The sequence below is a fragment of the Myxococcus sp. AM009 genome, assembly GCF_013372605.1.
Classification (GTDB): domain Bacteria; phylum Myxococcota; class Myxococcia; order Myxococcales; family Myxococcaceae; genus Myxococcus; species Myxococcus vastator.
Window position 1 is genome coordinate 101,369 of record NZ_JABXEP010000004.1, and the last position, 18,386, is coordinate 119,754.

Here is an 18,386-nt window from a genome sequence, read left to right on the forward strand (position 1 = left end):
GCGACACCGTTGCAGGAAATCGACCGCTACCCTCCTGGCCTCGGCTCGTGCGCGTCTCGCTCACTCACGTTGGCGGCGAGGGTCTGACGCAGCGTTGGCGCACTCATGACGCAGATTTTGGATAGGCGCTGCGCCGTGCTCGCCACACCAGGATGCCGGCGAAGAGCACCAAAGCGAGTGTGCCGGTCCCCACCATGAGCGAGCCCGAGGACAGACTGTCTTCCCGTGGTGCCGTCACCGCGAGCGAGGCGTCTCCCAGCACCACCAGTCCCGCCCAGGCCGCCGGGGGAAGGCCGTCTTCAATGGCTTCAAGCTGGGCGCGCCTCAGCGCCGCCGAGCTGCTCAGGCCCTGGGCCAGGTATTGATAGAAGTGCTCCACCAGGTCCGCCGCCTCGGCGTCGCGCAGGGGCCACAGGCTGGCCACCACCGCGCGCGAGCCCGCCTCGAAGAAGGCGCGCGACAGGCTCAGCACGCCCTCGCCCGGGAGCACCGCGCCGGAGGCGCTGCGACACGCCGACAGCACCACCAGCGCGCCCTGGAGATGCAGCTCGGCGATTTCGCGCGGCTGGAGGATGCCGTCCTCCTGCTCACTGCCCGGAGCGAGCACCAGCGCCGAGCGCTCGGGGGCCTCGGCGTCGACGACGGCGTGCCCCGCCACGTGCAGCACCCTCACCCGCGCCAGGTCCGCGCTCTTGAGCGCGCGCTCGGAGGCCTCGGTGCCCGTGCGCAGGTGGGGCGTCACGGCCGTGCCGCGCAGGGCCTCCATCACCGCGTGCCCCTCGCGTCTCGCCTCGGGCAGCGCGCCGACTCGCGCGGCCTCGGTGAATACACCCATGCGCTCCTTCGCGACGGTGCGCGCGTCCGACACACGCACGCTCCGGTCCGGGTCCGCGAGGACCAGGGCCTCGCCTCCTGGAGGCGGAGCGGAGGCCTGACGCCAGTGGCGCCACAGGCTCGCGGATGGCATCAGGGACAGCTCGTAGCGGGCGACCAGGGGCGGCCCTTCCGCGTCCTGCCTCAGCGCGGCGAAGGGCAGGTCATGCAGCGGGCCATCCGGGACCACCAGCAGGCGACGCACCCCGGTGGGCAGCTCCGCGAGGGCGGGGCCGAGAAGCTGGGCGTACAAGGCCGCCGCCGCGCCCGCCTCGGAGCCGTCGCGCCGCTCGAGCAGCCCTGAGAACAGCGCGACGGCGGGCGTCAGGCGCGCCCGCTCGGGGATGCGGTGCGCGCGCGTCCCGGTCCGCGTCACCGCCAGCACCCAGGCTCCCCCCGCGAAGTCTCCCCGGGTGTCCGTGTCGTCGCCCACGAGGAAGGCCAGCAGGGCCTCGTCCTCGCCGAGCCCCTGCTCGATGCTCGCGAGGGAGGCGAACTCCCGGGTGCCCTGGCGTGGCGCGGTGCGCAGGTCGCGCTCCACGCGCTCCAGCTCCTGCAGCTCTCGCAGCGCGGCCTCGCGCTGAGCCGCGGTGTGCGTCGTCTCCAGCAGTCGCCGCTGCACGGTCGTCAATCGTCCGCGGACCTCGGCGCGCTGGGCCTTGCGCTCCGGCGTCTCCTCGGTGGTCGCGAGCGCGTGGGACGCCGCCAGCGCGTCGAGCAGGCTCCTGGCCCGCATGCGCTCGCTCACGGCGAAGGCCCGGCTCATCGCCTCGCGCGGGTCGAGCAGGGCGGCCTTTCCCGTGGCGCCCCCCGCCTCCAGCGTCCAGCCCGCGAGCCGGTGGTAGTCGCTTGCCCAGCTCGCGAACAGCTCCGCCTGGATGAGGGCATCACTCTGCGAGGCTCGCAGGGACTCCACCGCGTCGAGGGCGCGCTCGACGTGCTCGAGCGCCACGGGGAGCGGCTGCGTCAGGTACGCCACCTGCCCGCGCCCCCGCAGGGCCAGGGCGAGGACCAGCGGGTCCGCGACCCGGAGCGCGAGCTGGATGGACTCCTCCGAGTCCTGGATGGCGCCGACGGGGTCGACGCCCGCTCGTCGCTCCGCGCGCGTCCACAGACACGAAATCTTCCGCTCATCCGAGGCCAGCTCCTCCGCGATGCGCATGCACAGGCGCAACAGCTCCTCGGCCTCGCGTTGCTCCTCCGGGCTCTCCCCGAGCAGGTCGGCGATGAGCCGCAGCGCCTTCGCCTCGAGCTGACGGACTCCCGCGTTGCGCGAGGCGACGAGGGCCTCGCGGGCCATCCGCAGGGCCTGGGACCGTGTCTCAGGAGCCCTGTCCCGCAGATGCCGGCGCGTCATGAGGTTGGCGAGGGTGTGCCGGGCGCGGGCCTCCGAGATGAGGTCTCGCGAGCTCCTCGCCAGCTCCACCAGACGCAGGGTGGCCTCGGTGGCCTCCTCCAGCCGCCCCAGGCGCTCGCTGATGATGTGGAGCATCGTCAGGTACTGCTTCTTCAAGCCCGGGGTGCCGTCGGGGAAGGTGAGCGGCTCGGCGCGCTTGAGGACGCGGAAGGCGCGGCCGAGGTCGTACTCCACCTCGTGGAGCTGGCTGGCCTCGACGATGAGCGCGCGGGCGCGCAGGTCCGGCCTGCCGGACGCGTTTGCCACCTCTCCCACGCGGTGTGTCCAGCTCAGCGCCTCCTCGGTGCGCTTCTGTCTCAACATGATGGAGCGCAGGTTGATGCCCGCGAGGACCTCTCCCTCCGCGTTCTGTCGCTCCCGGAAGATGTCCGCGGCGCGGAGGTAGGCCGCCTCGGCGGCCTCCCGGTCCGACAGGTACTCCACGTGCCCGAGCACGAGGGCGAGCCACCCGTTCGCGGGGTGACGCTCCCCCAGCGAAATCAGCGCCCGACGAACGGTGTCCCGCGCATGAGGCGCCTGCGCGCACTCATAGAAGCACATCACCGCTTCGTGGTCCTCGGGACGGGCCGCGAAGCGCTCCTGGCAATCCACGAGCGTGGGCGACTGCGCGCGAGCGGGCTCCGAGGAGGACGCGGCGGCCGGGCACACGACGAGCATCATCCCCACCACGAGAGTGAGGCGCTTCGCTGTGTCGCACCTGAGCCGCCGCGTCGTGGGCATCTCGTCCTTCAGGGCGCCGCGCGGACCTGGAGCGTGGGCGGCTCGTCCGGAACACAGACGCGGACCAGGGTGGTGGGGCCGTCATCAGGACGGTCGGGCTCGGGCATGATGGGGACCAGCTCCCAGTGACAGCTCTGGAGGTGGCTCCACGCCGTCGGGGAGCGTGGATTCCAGCGCTCCACGGTGATGATGGCCATGGAGAGCTGCGGCCCGCTCTTGGGCGCGAACGCACGCGCGAACACGGGCCCCCCCACCGATGGCCGGTAGATGAGCCGCAGGGGCGCGTCCGGCCCCACGGTCCCCTGGGTCTGCGCCAGCACGCTGCCCGTGGTCGCGTCGATGACCTGGAGCACCACGGCCTGCGTCGCCCCGGTGCGCACGGCGTTCTCCACCACGGAGACCGCCACCGTGTCGCCCCCCTCCCCGGAGATGGAGGGGCTCCGCGCAATCGTGAACGTCGACGGCGTCGGTGCCTGTCCCCACGCCTGCGTGGGCAGGCCACACGTCAGCGCCAACGCCAGCAGTCCCCCGCGAATCCACCGTCCCATCGTCATCGCATTCTCCGTCTTCATGAAGGTGTCCCCCTTGTGACTTCGCACCACCGCTTCACTCCAACCGGTTGACGAACGTGGTGCTCCTGAGCACCTGTCCGTCCGGCAACCTCGCTTCCACCTGCCACAGCAACTTCGTGCCCGCCTTCAGCGGCGCGAGCACCGACTCGGGCACGCGGTACTCGCTCTGTTCCAGGGAGTCCGCCCGGTGGACCAGGCGCAAGTCCTCCGTGGACAGCCGCACCGACCAGCGCGTGTCTTCGGTGCCACCGCTCCAACGAAGGACGCAGTCCTGCCTTCGCAGCGGCGCGTCCTCCGGCAGGCACGAGACGAGCCCCGCGGCGTCCCTGCCCCGCAGGCTCGGCGCGTCGGGGTTCTCCGGAAGCGAGACTCCCACCACCACGAGCACCAGCGCCGCGGTGGCCACCGCGCCCCACAGGGGCCGGCTCCACGCGAAGCGGAATCCGCGCTCGCCGCGCGTCCCCCCGCCGTCGCTCCGGGCCCGGGCGCCCTGGCCGCCGGCCCGCCCGTCCGATGAGGACCGCTGGGACGCGCAGTTCAGCTCGTGCGCCAGCCGCCATGCCGCGGCCCAGGCCGGGTCGGCCGCCACGCGCTCCACCACGGCCCGCCGCTCCTCGGCAGGAAGCGCTCCGCTCACCGCGCGCCAGATGCGGTCCGAGTCCACGGGCGAGTCCTCATTCTCCAGGGTGTCCTCGCTCCGCACCACCGCGCGCAGGCGCTCGACGGAGGCTTCCTCGGACTGTGCTGCGTCATCGCGTCGGTGCTCGCTCACGGCTCGAATCCCTTCGCGGAGAGGCAGGCGCGCAGGCCGCTCAGTCCGCGGTAGACGAGGTTCTCGGTACGCTTCCCATCCCATCCCAGCAGCTCCGCGGCCTCCGGGGCGGTGTGGCCCTGCAGGTATAGTGTCACCGCCAGCCTCCGGTCCTGCGCCAGCCGCTTCAGACAGTCGCGCACCGCGCGGGCAATCTGCGAGGAGCCCGCGGAGCGCTCCGGGTCTCCCGACGCCACCGGCGACTCGGGCAGCGCCTCCACCTCCTCCAGCGAGACCTCCCGGCGCCGCTGCACCCCGCGCAGCTCGTCCACCAGCGCCGTGTAGGCGACGCGATACAGGTATGCGGGGGCGAGCCTGGCGCGCTCGGGTTCGCGCCGCTGCAACTCCATGACGCGCATCATCGCCGTCTGCACCAGGTCATCACGCCGCTCGGCCAGGCGGGGAGGGCACACCCGTGAGACGGCATGGGTCAAATCCCTTCGGAGTTTCTCCAGCTCGTCATCGAGCGGAGCGCTCGCGGCCCGGGTCGGCCTCTGTCTCGGCTCCACGTGAACCATCCTCCGGGGAAAGCTCATGGTCATCGAGAGGTTCCTCCCGCGGCAAATGTGACGGTGGCCAAGGCAGGGCGGCGCCCCAGGCGATGCGCCGCAGCTTGCCTTGGGTATCGCGCACGGACATCGCGACGTGGTTTCCGTACACGCGCGTGGAGCTCACCTCGGTGAGGTACGTGGACCGTGCCCGGCTGGAGGTGCGCGTAGAGAACCACCTTGCCGTCGGCGGTCCACACATCCACGTGATTGCCGGCGTGGGGAATCCGCACCGGGTCCGCCTGCCGCCCCAGGTAGGGGATGTCGTCCTTGCCGTCCTCCTTCCCCGTGGGCAGCTCCGCCCCGGAGCCGGGGAACGGGTACCGCGCCAGGGCCGCGCCGCCGCGGAGGCGCAGCGCAGTGGCCGTGAGTCGGGCGACGTCGTAAAGCGATGACACGGCAGGATGCCTCGGAGGTGGGGCTTGGCCGTCGACACGACGGGCCCGGATGCGCACCTGCCCCCTGAACGGAGCCCTCGCTTTTTTCCCCTCACCCGTGCGCTCGTTTTTCTCGCGAGCCTGCCTGCAGCACCAGGGGGATGAGCGGTTGAAGAAGGAGCAGGCCATCAGTCGGCGGGAGGTTTGTCGCTCGCTGACGCGGCGTGGGACATGGGGTACAGCCTGTCGTGGCGGAGGTCGACCCCAAGGATGCGCCCATCGCGGAGCTCGAGCGTCAGGTCGAGGCGCTGACTCGGCTGGTGCAGGAGCTGCGGGGGCAGTTGCGGCGCAACGCGGGCAACTCGAACCGGCCACCGTCGAGCGGTACGCCAGGGCAGAAGGCTGAGCGGCGCAAGCAGCGTGGGAGTGGGAAGACGCGTGGTGCGCAGCGGGGACACAAGGCCTGACACGCGCTTGTCGCCGAGGAGAGGGTGAGCGCGTTCAAGCACCTCCTCCCGTCGGAGCGTGAGAATTACTGGGCTTCCCTCTCACGCGGGGGCGGCGCTACCAGTGCGTGGCGTTTCTTGAGGAAGCCCGCTGGACTCCCGTCCTTCGCCGCTGCGTCGCCACGTCTGACGAGGACGTCAGCGCTGAGAATGCGCGCTCCACCGCCGCCTTCACCAGGAGTTGCTGCGCCACCCGGTGTTCGCGGACCCGCCTTTCAATCTTCGCTTCCAGCGTCGCAGGGGGGCGTGTGCATCCGCCACGGGTGGCACACCGCGACGACGGCTTCAACACCACGCCTGAACGGCTACGGCACAACGGGTGTCATGTCCACTGACACCAGCGTGATGCGCGGCGTCGGCCTCCTCGATGCGTACGGCGCCACGCCTGCCAGGTGGACTTGCGCGGCAGCTACTCCGTGATACTATGTACCGGTAGTCAGTGTTGCTGAGTAGTTCAGGGAGCGTTTCGTGGGCAAGCAGATGACGGAGATGCTCAAGGGCACGCTGGAGGGCCTCGTTTTGGCGCTCCTGTCCGTGCAGCCGGAGTACGGCTACGAGATCACGGCGCGGATGCGGGAGATGGGCTTCTCCGAAATCGCCGAGGGCACCGTCTATGCGCTGCTCGTCAGGATCGAGCAGCGCGGCCTGGTCGGCGTGGAGAAGGTCCCGTCCGAGAAGGGGCCACCGCGCAAGGTGTACTCGCTCAACGCGCAGGGGCGGGAATACCTCGAAGAGTTCTGGAGGACCTGGAGCTTCCTCGCTGAACGGCTCCAACAGCTCCGTGAAGGAGGCAAATGACATGTTCATCTCAAAATTCATCTCAAAGGTGATCGGCGAGAAGGGGCAATGGCGGCAGTACAAGGCGCGCACGAAACAGCTTCCCGCGAGCTATCGCATGGCGGTCGAAGCGCTGGAGCGGTACCTGATGTACTTCGGAACGGGGGGCGACGGGACTGCGATTTACGCGGACCTCGTCGACCTGTTTGAACAGAGCGCGGCGAACCGGACCCCGATCCGCCAGATTGTCGGTGAAGACCCCGTGGAGTTCATCGAGACGTTCGTCCGGAACTACCCGAAGGGACAGTGGATCCTCCGGGAGCGCGAACGGCTGACCAACGCTCTCGAGCGCGCCGCCGAAGAAGCAGCCAGGGAAGTTTGAGGACTCCCTCAATGCGTTTCAGTCCTTCTAGAAAAGGAAGTGAAACATGTTGGACGCGACACGCGGAGCCGTAGTGCAGGGACACGTCGAGGATGGCTGGGGGAAAGTGGCCGATGTCTTCCGAGCGAACTTCGAAGGCTCCCCCGGCGAGGTCGGCGCGGCGTGCTGCGTCTACGTGGACGGCCGTCCCGTCGTCGACCTGTGGGGCGGCCTCGCCGAGCGCGAGGCGAACCGTCCGTGGAACAAGGACACCATCGCGTTGGTCGCATCCACGACCAAAGGCGCTACCGCGATCTGCGCCCATCTGCTGGCACAGCGCGGCGAGCTCGACCTGGACGCCCCGGTGGTCAAGTACTGGCCGGAGTTCGGCGCTGCCGGCAAGGCGCAGATCCCGGTGCGGTGGCTGCTCTCACACCAGGCCGGTCTGCCGGTCGTCGACGGTCCGCTGACCTTCGAGGACGCCTGCGCCTGGCATCCGGTCATCCGGGCACTGGAGGCGCAGAAGCCGGAGTGGCAGCCGGGCACGGAGCATGTCTATCACAGCATGACCTTCGGGTTCCTGGTCGGGGAGGTCGTGCGGCGGATCACCGGCAAGTCGCTCGGCACCTTCTTCGCGGATGAGGTCGCTGCCCCGCTCGGGCTGAGCGCCTGGATTGGGCTGTCCGAGGAGCAAGAGGGGCGGGTGGCGCGGATCGAGTACGCCGCTCCGTTCACGTTGGAGGAGATGACCGCCGGGATGATCGAGACCACCGGCCTGGAGAGGGACACGGTCATCGCCTGGATGAACGCGGTGTGGGGCCCGGACTCCGTGCAAGCCCGCGCCGGCCAGCTCGGCGGCGCCTTCGACCATGCCAGCGGCTACATGAACACGCGTGCCTTCCGCGCTGCTGAGTTCCCCTTCGGGAACATGTTCTCGGATGCGCGCTCGCTGGCGCGGATGTACGCGGCCACGGTGAGCAACGTCGACGGCGTGCGGCTGCTCAATCCGGCGACGGTCGAGAAGATGACCGTCGTCCACACCGACAAGACGAAGATGAACGGGCTGCCGCCAGGACTGGACGTTCCGGCCGACCGCTCCTTCTACATGTCGCTCGGGTTCTGGCGAGCCTGCCCGCCGATGCCCCTTGTCGGGCCCGGGTCGTTCGGCCACCCCGGCTCCGGCGGGTCGGTCGGCTTCGCCGACCCCGATACCGGTGTCGGCTTCGGTTACGTCATGAACCTCTGGTCATTTCGGATCGGCGAACCGCGAGCGTCGAACCTGGCCGCGGCGGTCGCGGCCTGCCTCGGGGCTTGACGTTGAGGCGTTGCTCGCCCCGCTCGCGCGCCTGGTCCTCGCGGACCTTCCCGTGCGCGCGTTTTGACGCAGCGACCGAACCTCACGGCGTCAGGCTGAAGAGGAACATGTCGCGGCTGTCGGGCACGAGCGCCCCGGTGCCGAAGTCCACCGTGCCATCCCGGAACGACCCGACGATGACGCTGGCGCCGGACCGGGACGTGGCCAGGTCCGCCACCTCTGCGATGCCCGTCGCCACGAACCCGTGGGTCCACTGCGGCCTGCCCGTGAGGCGGTGGTAGCGGGCGACGAAGACGTTGTACGGCGGCGAGCCGGGGGCTCCCGCGAGCGGTCCCAGCCCCAGGTCGGCGCCAGAGCTGTACGCACCCGTCACGAACACACCATTGGCATCCATGCCGAGGCCCCTGGCTTCCGCGTCGAAGCTCTCCCCCCAGAGCTCGTGCCCATCCGTGTTCGCGAACGCGGCGAGCAGCATGCCCCTTCCACAGGGCCTGAGCTCCCGGCCCGCGAACTGGAACGCGCTGGCGAACGTGCCGGTCGCGGTGAGGGTGCCGCCCTGGACCGCGACCTTCCTGAAGAAGCCCAGGGTCTCCGGGCGCCGCGCCCACATCTGCCGCCCCGGCGGGTTGAACTTGAGGACCATCGGCTTTCCGAACTGGCGGTGTCCCACGGCCTCCCAGCCACTGAGGAGCAGGTCGCCGTCCTCCTCCACGGCCAGCCCGAAGCCATCGCTCGGGACGGGATCCACGTAGACCCAGCGCGTCCTGCCCAGCGAGTCGAACTTCGCGAGAAAGGCGCTGGTGGCCGTCCCGTCGCTCCAGTTCGCCGAGGAGATGGGGCCGGTCCCGAAGTCCAGGACCCCCTCGAAGCTCCCCGCGAGGGCGATGTTGCCGGCATGGTCGATGACCATCCTACTGTCGAAGAGGTTGAGGTCCACTTCGAGGTGCCTCGACCAGAGGGGCTCTCCGTCCGGGGAGAACCGGACCATGAAGCCCCCCTCGGGGACGAGCCCTTGACCGAAGTCGATCGGGCCCAGGTTCCGCCCCGCGACCACGATGTCCCCGTTGCGGTCGACCGCCAGCGACTGGGCATACGCGTCTCCGGTGAACCCGGGAGCCGTTCCGAAGACCTTCACCCAGAGCGGCTGGCCGTCCCAGCGGTACTTCACCAGGGCCAGGTTGAAGGCCTCGGGGCTCGGCGCCGTCAGCAGGCCCGTTCCGAAGTCGGCCACGTGACGGAAGGTCGCGAGGACGATGATGTTCCGCTGGCTGTCGACGGCGACCGCCGTCGCGCGCTCGTCATCGAAGCCATGGGATTGCAGCACCAGGCGTGTCTCGCCGCGGGGTGAGCCCCAGGGCTGAGAGGGGTTCGCGTCCGGCGCCTCCTCCACCATCTCCCCGGCCCCCGTTACCGGACCGACCGCGAGAGGCTCACCGCAACCGACCAGCGCGACCATCGCCATGCCCAACCCCATCCTCGTCCACCACCGACCGCGCTCCATGGTGCATCCTGTCTCTCTCGCCTCGCGGATATGGCGAAGGCGTGCCCACACATTAGGAATGCAGCCTCCTCGCAACCCTTGTCCGGTTGGAGAGGCCCCTGCGGATTGGCGAACAACACGGCCTTGCTCCGGGCTCCAGGCTCCCCGCGAATGGTGCGCGCCCGTGGGCGCCCACTGTTGGACCGGGTGCGCGAGTGCTGGAGCTCGGCCTGCGGCCAGCGCGTGGTGGCGTACCGCCGGAGCCAGGGCATGTCCGAGGCGCTCACCCACGCCGTGGTGGTGCAGGAGATGGTGGACTCGGTGCGCTCGGGGGTGATGTTCACGGCATCGACCGGGAACTGGGACCACCTCGTCATCGAGGGCGCCTCGGGCTTGGCGAGGAAGTGGAAGCCCCGCTCCGGGTCGCCCCCGCCACGACACGGCCTCCAGCGACTGGCTGACGCAGGCGATCACCTCAGTGGGTCGTTGGTGTCGTCGCTCGGGCGCATCTCGATGGCGGGATTCTCGTGCGCCCACGCGTAGAGCCCGCGGCTGCCCATGAGGGAGGACGTCACCAGCTTGTCCGGGCCAAGCAGCGTCTTCCCGCGCCCGGTGATAACGCTTGTCACCAGCCGGCTCGGCCTGGGCCTCCAGCAGGGGCACGTTCACGGGCACGAGGTGATGGATGCGAAGCACGTCGAGGGAGGATGTGCCTCCCTGAAAGGATGGCGCGAACCGCCTCCTCGGCCGTGACCACCCTGTCCGCGTATCGTTGACGCCAATCCTTGAGCCCGGGCAGGCGCCGTTGGTGCGCCCTTCGCGTTCCAACGGCGCGCCCGGGGCGAGGGGCTGCCCGGACGCAAGCCTTGCTCGGACACCCGCTTACCTAGAAGTCAGGGCTCGAGGCAGGAGTCGCGCGGGCCGTTGCGGCTGGAGATCGCGGAGCGCGGGAGGATCCACGGTTCGTCTCCATGAATGCCGTCGTTCGCGATGAAGAGGATGCGGCCCCCGCTCTCGATGAAGCCCCGCGGCATCGCGGCATCCGGGCCTGGGCGGATGTCCTGCACCCGGAAGGTGCCCGCTCGCTCGCCATCGCTCCGCCACAGCTCGAGGCCCGTGGCCCCGTCGTCCGCGGCGAACAGGAGCCGCTCGTTTGTCACGAAGAGCTCTGCGAAGAAGGGAAAGCCGCTCGCCGCCCCCGGGTTCATGTCGCGCACCAGTCGGGTGCCCGCCTCCGTGCCGTCGCTGCGCCACAGCTCCGCGCCATGCACGCCGTCAATGGCGCCGAAGTACGCCGTGCGGCCGATGCTGACAATGTCGCCGAACTGGCCGCTCTCCGAGCCTGGGAGGATGTCGCGCACCAGCCGGGTGCCCGCCTCGGTGCCGTCCGTCACCCACGGTTCCAGGCCGTGGACGTTGTCATCCGCGTAGAAGATGAGCTGGTTTCCGATGGCGACGAAGCTCCTGGGAAACGAACTCCTGACGCCCGGCGCGATGTCCTTGAGGAGATGGGTGCCCTCCGGCGTCCCGTCCGAAATCCAGGGCTCCTCGCCATGGGAACCATCCTCCGCGAGGAAGACGACGCGCCCACCCAGCGGAGTGAAGCCGAAGGCGTTCGAGCCGACCGGACCCGGGTGGATGTCCTTGATGAACTGGGTTCCTCCCGGCGTGCCGTCCGTGAGCCACGGCTCCGCTCCGTGAGTCCCATCATCCGCGAGGAACCAGGCCCGCTCGCCGATGCGCACCGGGAGCAGGGGCGCGTTGGAGGTGGCGGGGCCGGGGTTGATGTCCAGGAGCAACCGGGTGTCCCTGGCCGTGCCGTTGCTCGTCCAGGGCTCCCAGCCGTGGATGCCGTCGTCGGCCCGGAGCAGGAGTCTCCCACTGCCCAGGTTGAGGAAGAAGGAAGGCAGGGAGCTGGCCGGTCCAGGCCGGATGTCCTTGACGAGGCGGGTGCCCGCCTCCGTTCCATCGCTCGTCCACAGCTCGATGCCAGAGACACCATCCGTGACGGGGAAGAAGAAGTCCCCTCCCACCACGACGGCTCCGAAGTCGGCGTCGGTGTCGACGAAGGCGCTACCGGTGGGGTTGATGTCCTTCAGGAGCCGCGTTCCCGCTGGAGTCCCATTGCTCACCCAGGGCTCGTAGCCGAACGTGTCGTTGAAGGCCATGAACAGGAACGTGCCCCCCGTCTCCGTCTGGAGCGTCAGCCGGGAGTTCTCCGGCCCGGGCTGGATGTCCCGGAGGAGGAAGGCGGGCTTCGCGGGCCGACAGGGCTTCTGCCACGTCGCCGCGCCGGCCACCTCCTCTGTCGACGAAGCAAGAGCCGGTGAAAGCCAGACGCCAGACCAGGTCAGCAGGAGCGCCCACGGGTGCCTCATGTCTTTCTCCTTGGCACCTGGAGCGGGTCCACGCGCCGCGCGGAAGTCTGTGAGCTCTTCGTGGAAGCGCCATCCCCCCCAGGGTCGTCACCCTGGGACGAGTACGCGACACCCAGCACGCGGCCAGCCCACGCGTCCATCCGCCCTTCAAACGACTCATGAGGGGCCGTCCATTCTGGTCCCGCCAACTCCGGGACACGTGTCCTCCTATGGCGCACTCCGGGCGGGGGGGCTAACGCTGTGGCTACCGGATATTCTGGACCGGCGAGCAGCGTGCGTCGGCGAGCGCGTCATTGCATGCACAGTCCCGCGGATGGGGCCCGAAGAATGCTGGGGCCTCAATGCATGCGAATGCCGGAGGGGTCGGAGATGGGGGCGCGTGTGCGGCTGTGGCGCCAGTCGGCGTGTGACAGGGTGCGAACCCTGGAAATGAGGGCATTGATTCGGCGCATGGCCGAAGCCAACCCGACATGGGGCGCCCCGCGCATTCATGGGGAGTTGCTGAAGTTGGGGATGGAGGTAGGCCAGACAACGGGCGCTCGTTACATCGACATGGCGGAGCTTCTTGCGCTTGCATCTGGCGGAGTCCGCGGGGTTGGGAGTCACTGGGACAGGCGAATCCTCCACCTCAATGTGACAGCGCACCCGACGGAAGAATGGACGAAGCAGCAGTTGCGAGAAGCTTTCCCCTGGGCCAGTGCTCCGAGGTATTTCCGCCGAGATAGAGACAAGCTCTACAGGGAGCTGCTGGCCCATGCCGTCGTCCTGAACGAAGCGCACGACGCTCGGTGCCTGCTGCGCGAGCATCAGCGCTACTACAACGCGAGCCGGACGCACTTGTCGCTTGGGAAAGATGCGCCCGAGCCGCGTGAGGTGCAGGGCCCGGAGCACGGGGCCAAGGTGATAGAGCTACGGGAAGTCTTCGGGCTCTATCACCGGTACAAGCGCCGCGCTGCGTAGCGTCTCGGACCTTCCAACTACACCCGCGTAGACCTGAGCGTGCTGCACCAGCCTACCTGCGCTCTCAGGACAGGAGGGGAGTGTCCACACGCAGGCAGAGAGGTGTTGAGGCGTCTGAGCCGGGCGTAGTTCCGACCTCTATCAAATGGAAGAGAGGACCCAGCGGCTCGTCATGCGCATCGCTCACGTCATGACGCGGCTTTGACGCACGCATGACGCAGTGACCGAATTTTGGGTATGCACAGGGGTGGCGCGCAAGGAACCGCGAATCAAGAAGGTGGCTGCGCCCAGTCGGGATACAGGCGTTCCCATTCTTCCCGCCATTCCCGCGCCAGCACGGACCGCTGGCGGCCGTAGCGGGCCTCGGTCGCCGAGGCTGCGGTGATGCGGTCGACGCGGAAATGGCGGAAGGCCTGGCGCAAGCAGCACCAGGCGGCAACGCACTGTTTGCCCTCGTGAAACGCGAGCTGCACCGGCCAAATGTCGCGCTGGCTCGGCTGGCCCTTCCCGTCGGCATACACGATGAGGAGCGCCTTCTCTTCGCGAATGGCCCGGCGCACGAGGCCGAGCACCGGGACGGACGCAGACCCGCCGCGCATCAGGATGGGCCAGAGCCCGGTGTCCTTCATTCGGTCGCGCAGATCGTCGGGCGAGGCGGTGGCGATCTTACCCAGCGCATTGCGCGCCGCCCCGGCAAGGCCGGCATCCGGCTGGGCCTCGACCCAGCGGGAGCCGAGCACCAGCGCCTCAAGTTCCTCGGCCGTGAACATCAGCGGCGGCAGGAAGAAGCCCGGCTTCAGCATATAGCCCACGCCCGCCTCGCCAATGATGGGCGCGCCAAGACCGATGAGCGTCCGCACGTCGCGATAGAGCGTGCGCACGGAAACACCCTGTTCCTCGGCCAGCGCCGCCGCGGTGACGGGGCGGCGGTGCCGGCGAAGTGCGTCCATGACCGCAAAGAGGCGTTCGGTCTTGTCCATGCGCGCGCGGCTCACCTGATGGTGCGATAGAAAGCCCGGATATCGGCCGCGTAGTGCCCCGGAGCCTCGAGTGCTGGGAAGTGCCCGGCCTGCCGGGCCTCGGTCCAGTGGACAAGGTTCTGCAAGTGCCGTTCGCCCCAGGCGCGCGGCGCGGGATTGTCGACGTCGGAGGGCACCAGCACGCCATGCTTCACGTCGTGGCGGGGCATCGGCGCCAGCAGCTCCTGGTCGGCGAAGGCCTCTTTGTACAGCCGAACCGATGAACCAATCGTCTGGGTGAACCAGTAGACCGAGAGCAGGGTGCAGAGGTCGTCGAGCGAATAGACCGACTCGAGGCGGCCGTCCCGCAGCCGGCTCATGCTGTGAAACTTCTCGATGAGCCACGACGCCAGGCCCGCGGGTGAGTCGTTGAGGCCGACGGCGAGCGTCTGCGGCTTGGTTCCGTGAAGCATGATGTAGGCGCCCTGCGTGAGGGTCCACAGGTCGACGCGCCGGAAGTAGTCCGCTTCTTCGGGCGTCGGCGCCTCCGGCCGCGGGTACCCCGAAAAGACGTTGAGGTAGTGCGCACCCATGAGCCGGCCGGGATGGTTGCGGACCAGGCTGAAGCAGACCCCGGAGCCCAGGTCCGAGCACGCAACGAGGAACTTCTCGTAGCCCAGCCGGGTCATCAGCTCGGCCCAGAGATGACCCATGCGACTCATGTTCATGCCCTTCTTCGTCGGCCGGCCGGAGAAGCCGAAGCCCTGCAGCGAGGGAATGATGACGTCGAACGACACCCCGTTTCGCTCGGCGGTGAGCAGCGGAATGAGCGGCAGGAACTCGACGAAGTTCGATGGCCAGCCATTGGCAAGGACGATGGGAATGCGGGTTTCGCCCTGACCCGGCGCATGAACGAAATGAACCCGCTCGCCATCGATCTCCTCGATGAATTGCGGAACCGCGTTGAGGCGCTGCTCGGCGGTGCGCCAGTCGAACCGCTCCGCCCAGTGGGTGACCAACTGCCTGAGCAGCTCAGCATCGGTGCCATCGTCCCAGCCGACGCCTTCGACCGCTGCGGGGAAGCGAGTTGCCTTCAGCCGCGCCCGAAGGTCGGCGAGCTCGGAATCGGAAATGGCAATGGTGAACGGGCTCATCATGCGGCTCCTTGGTTTGTGCATCCCAAGGTTGTGCCCGAGGTGTGCTGACAGGGCGTGTCAGCAGTGTTCGGTCACACGCTCACCCAGCCAGGCGCTTGCCCCAGCTCCACGGGCAGCGTGCCCACGCTGCCTGAACGACCTGCTCCAGCGCCGAACACTGGAGCAGGACGCAATCGTCCACTCAGGCGATGAGCTCGGAGAGCACGCCCTTGGTCAGCGCCGGGTCGCCGAAGTCGTCCAGGTTCCCGCCGGCCGCGTTCCTCAGCCCCACGGCGGTGCCAATCGTGTTCAGCATCCGGTTGTGGTTGGGATTGCCGCCGCCCGACGCCTCGACGTAGACGCCCTGCTTGAGGAAGCCATTGCAGCTCCCCGCCAGGACGAAGGGCACATTGCGCGCCGAGTGAGCCGGCCCGTTGCCCAGGTCGTTGTACCAGACGGCCACGCCGTGCTCGATGAGTCGCTTCCCGTCCGGCATCTGGTAGGCCACCAGCCGGTCCAGGAGGTGCTTGAAGGCGCTCGCGAACTGCACGTCCACGTGGTGGTGCAGCAGGTCCGAGCCAGTGATGATGCCGCCGCTGGAGTCGTGCGACGAGCGACGGTGGGACACGTAATGGAAGTTCTCCATCAACTGCCCCGTGTCCGGGTTGCGGTAGCGCGTGTCGCCGTCGTTGCCGTTGCCCACCTGGATGACGGCCGCGCGGTTGGTGCCGCACGCCATCGCCATCACGGCGATGTCCATGTGCAGCCTGGCGGTGGCGAGCACCTCGGTGCCGTCCGTGCTGTCATAGCCGGGCGCCTGCTGCTGGAGGATGAGCTCCTGGTCCGCGCGCATGCGGCAGCTCAGGGCGACCTCCAGGTCCCGGACGTTGGACAGGTGCAGGTCCAAGCGCTCATGGTCGGACGCGCTCAGCTCGGGCCGCTGCTGGAGCGCCTGGAGCTGGGCCTTCACCAGGTCGTTCACGCTGCGCTGCCGGACGAGGAGCTGCTCGCGAGCCTCGGGAGTCAGTCCTCCCGGGCCGCCGATCATCGTCTGGTACGCATTCCACGGGTCATGCAGCGCGGCCCGGCGCACATTGCTGCTCCGGTAGGAGATGCAGGGCCCCCCGAGCCAGCCGCCACGCCGGCCCGCGTAGAAGACGAGCGAGTCACGCTGCTGCGGATTGAGCTCGCGGCCGATGCGGTGGTCGATGGACTCGCCTCCGGACTCGGAGCCGCCGCCCGCGCCCTCCACCACGGGGCCCCGCGCGGTCAGCCCCTGCATGGCGCCGCGGGCGTGGCCGTCCCCGTAGTTGTAGTCCCTCATGTTGACGTTGCGTACCAGCAGCAGGTGCTCGCGGTGGTCATTGAGCACGCCCACGGCCCGCCCGGCCATGCTCTCCGCGGTGAGCGCCCCCAGGGTGCGCGGCCAGAAGCGCTCCGGCTCCGCGCCGAGCTCCGACGTCGTCTGGGCCGAGGCGACGCCGTTGGCCTGCCGGAAGAAGATGGCGTACGGCAGCGCCCCCGAGTCCGCCGCGCGGGCGGTCCTCGGCATCAGCCCCTCGAGAAACGGCAGGCTCAGCATCGTCCCGCCCAGGCCCTTCAACACCATCCGGCGACTCAGCTTCATGGCAGCTCCTCCGGGTGGCGATTCACGAAGCCCTCGCTGGTGACGACCTCCACGACGAGGTCGACGATGGACAGGTTGCCCGCCTGCGACAGCTCACCGAGCCGCTCCGCCAGCGGCACATCCTCGTCGGCGAACGGGCGCCCGTGGAGGTACTCCACCCAGTGCCGCGCGTAGCACGCATGCACCGCCTCATTGGCCGCGAGTGCGTCCGCCAGGTCGAGCGCGTCGCGCACCGGCACCGTCTCTCCATTGATGTTGGGAGTCGCGCTGGCGTCCACCGGATGTCCGTTGTCCGTGGTGCGGTAGCCGCCGATGGCGTCGAAGTTCTCGAAGGGGAAGCCGAGCGGGTTGATGAGGTTCGAGTGGCAGCTGGCGCACGGAGTCCCTGGCACTTCGGTGTGCGAGGCGACGACCTCGCGATTGGTGCGGCCCTGGGGGGCGGGGAGCGGTGGGATGTTGGCCGGCGGCGCGCCAATCTTCCGGCAGATGATGCGCTCGGACACGAAGACGCCGCGGTGGATGGGGTCCGGGTCCACCGACGTCGCGTGCGAGGCCAGGAAGCCCACCTGGGTGAGCACGCCCTTGCGCTCGCGCGAGTCCAGCGTCACGGGGACGAAGTCGGCGGTGAACGTGCCACTCAGCCCGTAGACGCGCGCCAGCTCGTCGTTGACGAAGGTGGCCGGCGAGGTGAGCAGGTCGCTGTAGCCGCCCTTGCGGGAGAAGACGACGTCCTGGACGAAAAGGGTCGTCTCCCGGGCCGCGTACTCCCCGAGGCGCTCGGACACCTGCGGGTAGCGCGTGAGGGAGGGCCGGATGGCGGCATAGCGGGGCACGTCGAAGAGGGTGCGGTGGAAGGACTCCACCACCTTGTTCGAGCGCGCGTCCTGGAGCATGCGCCGTGCCTGTGTGGCGACGCCTTCGCGGGAGTGCAGGGTGCCCTCGCTCGCGGCGGCGAACAGGGCGTCGTCCGGCATGGCGCTCCAGAGGCCGTAGCTCAGCCGCGAAGCCACTTCGTAGTCGTCGAGCGGCACCCGGTCCTGCACGGCCTCCGTGCTGCGCTCCACGCGGTAGAGGAAGTGAGGCGACTGGAGGAAGGCTTCGAGCACCAGCCGGATGCCACCCTCGAAAGCCGACATGTCCGCGTAGGCCTGGGGCCCCTTGCGGTACAGCCCGAGGTAGCGCTCCACCTCTTCGGACGTCAGCGGGCGCCGGTGCGCGCGCAGGCCGAAGGACTCCACGAAGGCGCGGGCGCGCTCCTCGTCGGTGGCGGCCGACGGAGGCAGCAGGCGCGCGAGCTTCGTCGCGTCCGTCGTCACCTGGCCGGCGAGCTCCTCGGCGGCGCGCTGGTAGGCGCCCCAGAGGGCCTCGTCGACGGAGAGGGCGCGCGCATCGTTGTCAAAGAGAAAGCCGCTCTGGGCGGGGTCCGCGCGGAAGGTGCCCGCCAGCGTGGTGGGCGGCGCGTCCAGCCTGAGCAGCTCCTGCACGCTGTTGGCCCACTGCACGTGCGTCAGGCGCGCCATCCGCACGGACGCGGATGGCGCGCCTGACGCACGTGCAGTGGGCCAACAG

Annotated in this window: 15 protein-coding genes and 1 pseudogene; 6 read left to right on the forward strand and 10 right to left on the reverse strand. The window is 69.3% G+C overall.

From position 1 onward, the window contains the following. Window positions 1-103: 103 nt before the first annotated feature. Genes HV824_RS02285 through HV824_RS02300 form a run of 4 tightly spaced genes read right to left on the reverse strand, consistent with a single transcriptional unit; the run spans window position 104 to window position 4,911 of the window. Complete coding sequence (locus HV824_RS02285; protein ID WP_176422557.1) at window positions 104-3,010, reverse strand: CHAT domain-containing protein; 2,907 nt, start codon at window positions 3,008-3,010, stop codon at window positions 104-106. An 8-nt stretch (window positions 3,011-3,018) separates the two neighbouring features. Beyond that, a complete protein-coding gene (locus HV824_RS02290; RefSeq protein ID WP_176422558.1) occupies window positions 3,019-3,582 on the reverse strand; it encodes a hypothetical protein in 564 nt (187 codons plus the stop codon). 34 nt (window positions 3,583-3,616) lie between these two features. Then, window positions 3,617-4,354 carry a hypothetical protein gene (locus tag HV824_RS02295; protein ID WP_368738007.1) on the reverse strand — a complete coding sequence of 246 codons (738 nt, stop codon included), beginning with the start codon at window positions 4,352-4,354 and terminating at the stop codon, window positions 3,617-3,619. Next, window positions 4,351-4,911 (reverse strand): RNA polymerase sigma factor, encoded by a 561-nt coding sequence (locus HV824_RS02300; protein ID WP_255207698.1) that lies wholly within the window; start codon window positions 4,909-4,911, stop codon window positions 4,351-4,353. Before HV824_RS02300 ends, HV824_RS02295 begins: the two co-directional genes overlap by 4 nt. A gap of 631 nt (window positions 4,912-5,542) precedes the next feature. Here HV824_RS02300 and HV824_RS02305 point away from each other — a divergent pair. The 4 genes and pseudogenes from HV824_RS02305 to HV824_RS02320 form a co-directional block, all read left to right on the forward strand. Further along, window positions 5,543-5,881 (forward strand): annotated as a pseudogene (locus HV824_RS02305) (DUF6444 domain-containing protein); the annotation flags it as partial. A 411-nt stretch (window positions 5,882-6,292) separates the two neighbouring features. Further along, window positions 6,293-6,622, forward strand: a complete 330-nt coding sequence (locus HV824_RS02310) for a PadR family transcriptional regulator (RefSeq protein ID WP_176422560.1) — start codon at window positions 6,293-6,295, stop codon at window positions 6,620-6,622. Window position 6,623: 1 nt separating this feature from the next. Next, window positions 6,624-6,983, forward strand: a complete 360-nt coding sequence (locus HV824_RS02315) for a DUF1048 domain-containing protein (protein WP_176416331.1) — start codon at window positions 6,624-6,626, stop codon at window positions 6,981-6,983. Window positions 6,984-7,029: 46 nt separating this feature from the next. Then, entirely contained in the window at window positions 7,030-8,277 is a 1,248-nt protein-coding gene (locus tag HV824_RS02320; RefSeq protein ID WP_176422561.1) for a serine hydrolase domain-containing protein, read from the forward strand. Window positions 8,278-8,359: 82 nt separating this feature from the next. Here HV824_RS02320 and HV824_RS02325 read toward each other — a convergent pair whose 3' ends face one another. After that, entirely contained in the window at window positions 8,360-9,739 is a 1,380-nt protein-coding gene (locus HV824_RS02325; RefSeq protein WP_176422562.1) for a hypothetical protein, read from the reverse strand. Between the two features lie 189 nt (window positions 9,740-9,928). Here HV824_RS02325 and HV824_RS02330 point away from each other — a divergent pair, with 189 nt between their 5' ends. Beyond that, window positions 9,929-10,300, forward strand: a complete 372-nt coding sequence (locus HV824_RS02330; protein ID WP_255207689.1) for a PEP/pyruvate-binding domain-containing protein — start codon at window positions 9,929-9,931, stop codon at window positions 10,298-10,300. 350 nt (window positions 10,301-10,650) lie between these two features. Here HV824_RS02330 and HV824_RS02335 read toward each other — a convergent pair whose 3' ends face one another. Continuing rightward, window positions 10,651-12,135 carry an ELWxxDGT repeat protein gene (locus HV824_RS02335; RefSeq protein WP_176416335.1) on the reverse strand — a complete coding sequence of 495 codons (1,485 nt, stop codon included), beginning with the start codon at window positions 12,133-12,135 and terminating at the stop codon, window positions 10,651-10,653. A gap of 450 nt (window positions 12,136-12,585) precedes the next feature. On the opposite strand from HV824_RS02335, the gene HV824_RS02340 reads away from it, so the two are divergent. After that, complete coding sequence (locus tag HV824_RS02340) at window positions 12,586-13,095, forward strand: hypothetical protein (RefSeq protein WP_255207690.1); 510 nt, start codon at window positions 12,586-12,588, stop codon at window positions 13,093-13,095. 269 nt (window positions 13,096-13,364) lie between these two features. On the opposite strand, the gene HV824_RS02345 is transcribed toward HV824_RS02340, so the two are convergent. From HV824_RS02345 to HV824_RS02360, 4 genes are all read right to left on the reverse strand, one after another. After that, window positions 13,365-14,075 carry a YafY family protein gene (locus tag HV824_RS02345; RefSeq protein WP_176416336.1) on the reverse strand — a complete coding sequence of 237 codons (711 nt, stop codon included), beginning with the start codon at window positions 14,073-14,075 and terminating at the stop codon, window positions 13,365-13,367. An 11-nt stretch (window positions 14,076-14,086) separates the two neighbouring features. Further along, complete coding sequence (locus HV824_RS02350) at window positions 14,087-15,211, reverse strand: epoxide hydrolase family protein (protein ID WP_255207691.1); 1,125 nt, start codon at window positions 15,209-15,211, stop codon at window positions 14,087-14,089. Between the two features lie 181 nt (window positions 15,212-15,392). Then, window positions 15,393-16,817 (reverse strand): DUF1552 domain-containing protein, encoded by a 1,425-nt coding sequence (locus HV824_RS02355; protein WP_176416337.1) that lies wholly within the window; start codon window positions 16,815-16,817, stop codon window positions 15,393-15,395. Further along, on the reverse strand, window positions 16,814-18,386 hold a 1,573-nt coding region (locus tag HV824_RS02360), incomplete at its 5' end, for a DUF1592 domain-containing protein (protein ID WP_255207692.1). The genes HV824_RS02355 and HV824_RS02360, both read right to left, overlap by 4 nt.

Coding starts and splice junctions, on each gene's coding strand:
- HV824_RS02315 (WP_176416331.1), top strand. CDS start 6,624: ATGTTCATCTCAAAATTCATCTCAAAGGTGATCGGCGAGAAGGGGCAA.
- HV824_RS02325 (WP_176422562.1), bottom strand. CDS start 9,739: ATGGCGATGGTCGCGCTGGTCGGTTGCGGTGAGCCTCTCGCGGTCGGT.
- HV824_RS02335 (WP_176416335.1), bottom strand. CDS start 12,135: ATGAGGCACCCGTGGGCGCTCCTGCTGACCTGGTCTGGCGTCTGGCTT.
- HV824_RS02285 (WP_176422557.1), bottom strand. CDS start 3,010: ATGCCCACGACGCGGCGGCTCAGGTGCGACACAGCGAAGCGCCTCACT.
- HV824_RS02320 (WP_176422561.1), top strand. CDS start 7,030: ATGTTGGACGCGACACGCGGAGCCGTAGTGCAGGGACACGTCGAGGAT.
- HV824_RS02345 (WP_176416336.1), bottom strand. CDS start 14,075: ATGGACAAGACCGAACGCCTCTTTGCGGTCATGGACGCACTTCGCCGG.
- HV824_RS02340 (WP_255207690.1), top strand. CDS start 12,586: ATGGCCGAAGCCAACCCGACATGGGGCGCCCCGCGCATTCATGGGGAG.
- HV824_RS02300 (WP_255207698.1), bottom strand. CDS start 4,911: ATGGTTCACGTGGAGCCGAGACAGAGGCCGACCCGGGCCGCGAGCGCT.
- HV824_RS02350 (WP_255207691.1), bottom strand. CDS start 15,211: ATGATGAGCCCGTTCACCATTGCCATTTCCGATTCCGAGCTCGCCGAC.
- HV824_RS02290 (WP_176422558.1), bottom strand. CDS start 3,582: ATGAAGACGGAGAATGCGATGACGATGGGACGGTGGATTCGCGGGGGA.
- HV824_RS02355 (WP_176416337.1), bottom strand. CDS start 16,817: ATGAAGCTGAGTCGCCGGATGGTGTTGAAGGGCCTGGGCGGGACGATG.
- HV824_RS02330 (WP_255207689.1), top strand. CDS start 9,929: ATGGTGCGCGCCCGTGGGCGCCCACTGTTGGACCGGGTGCGCGAGTGC.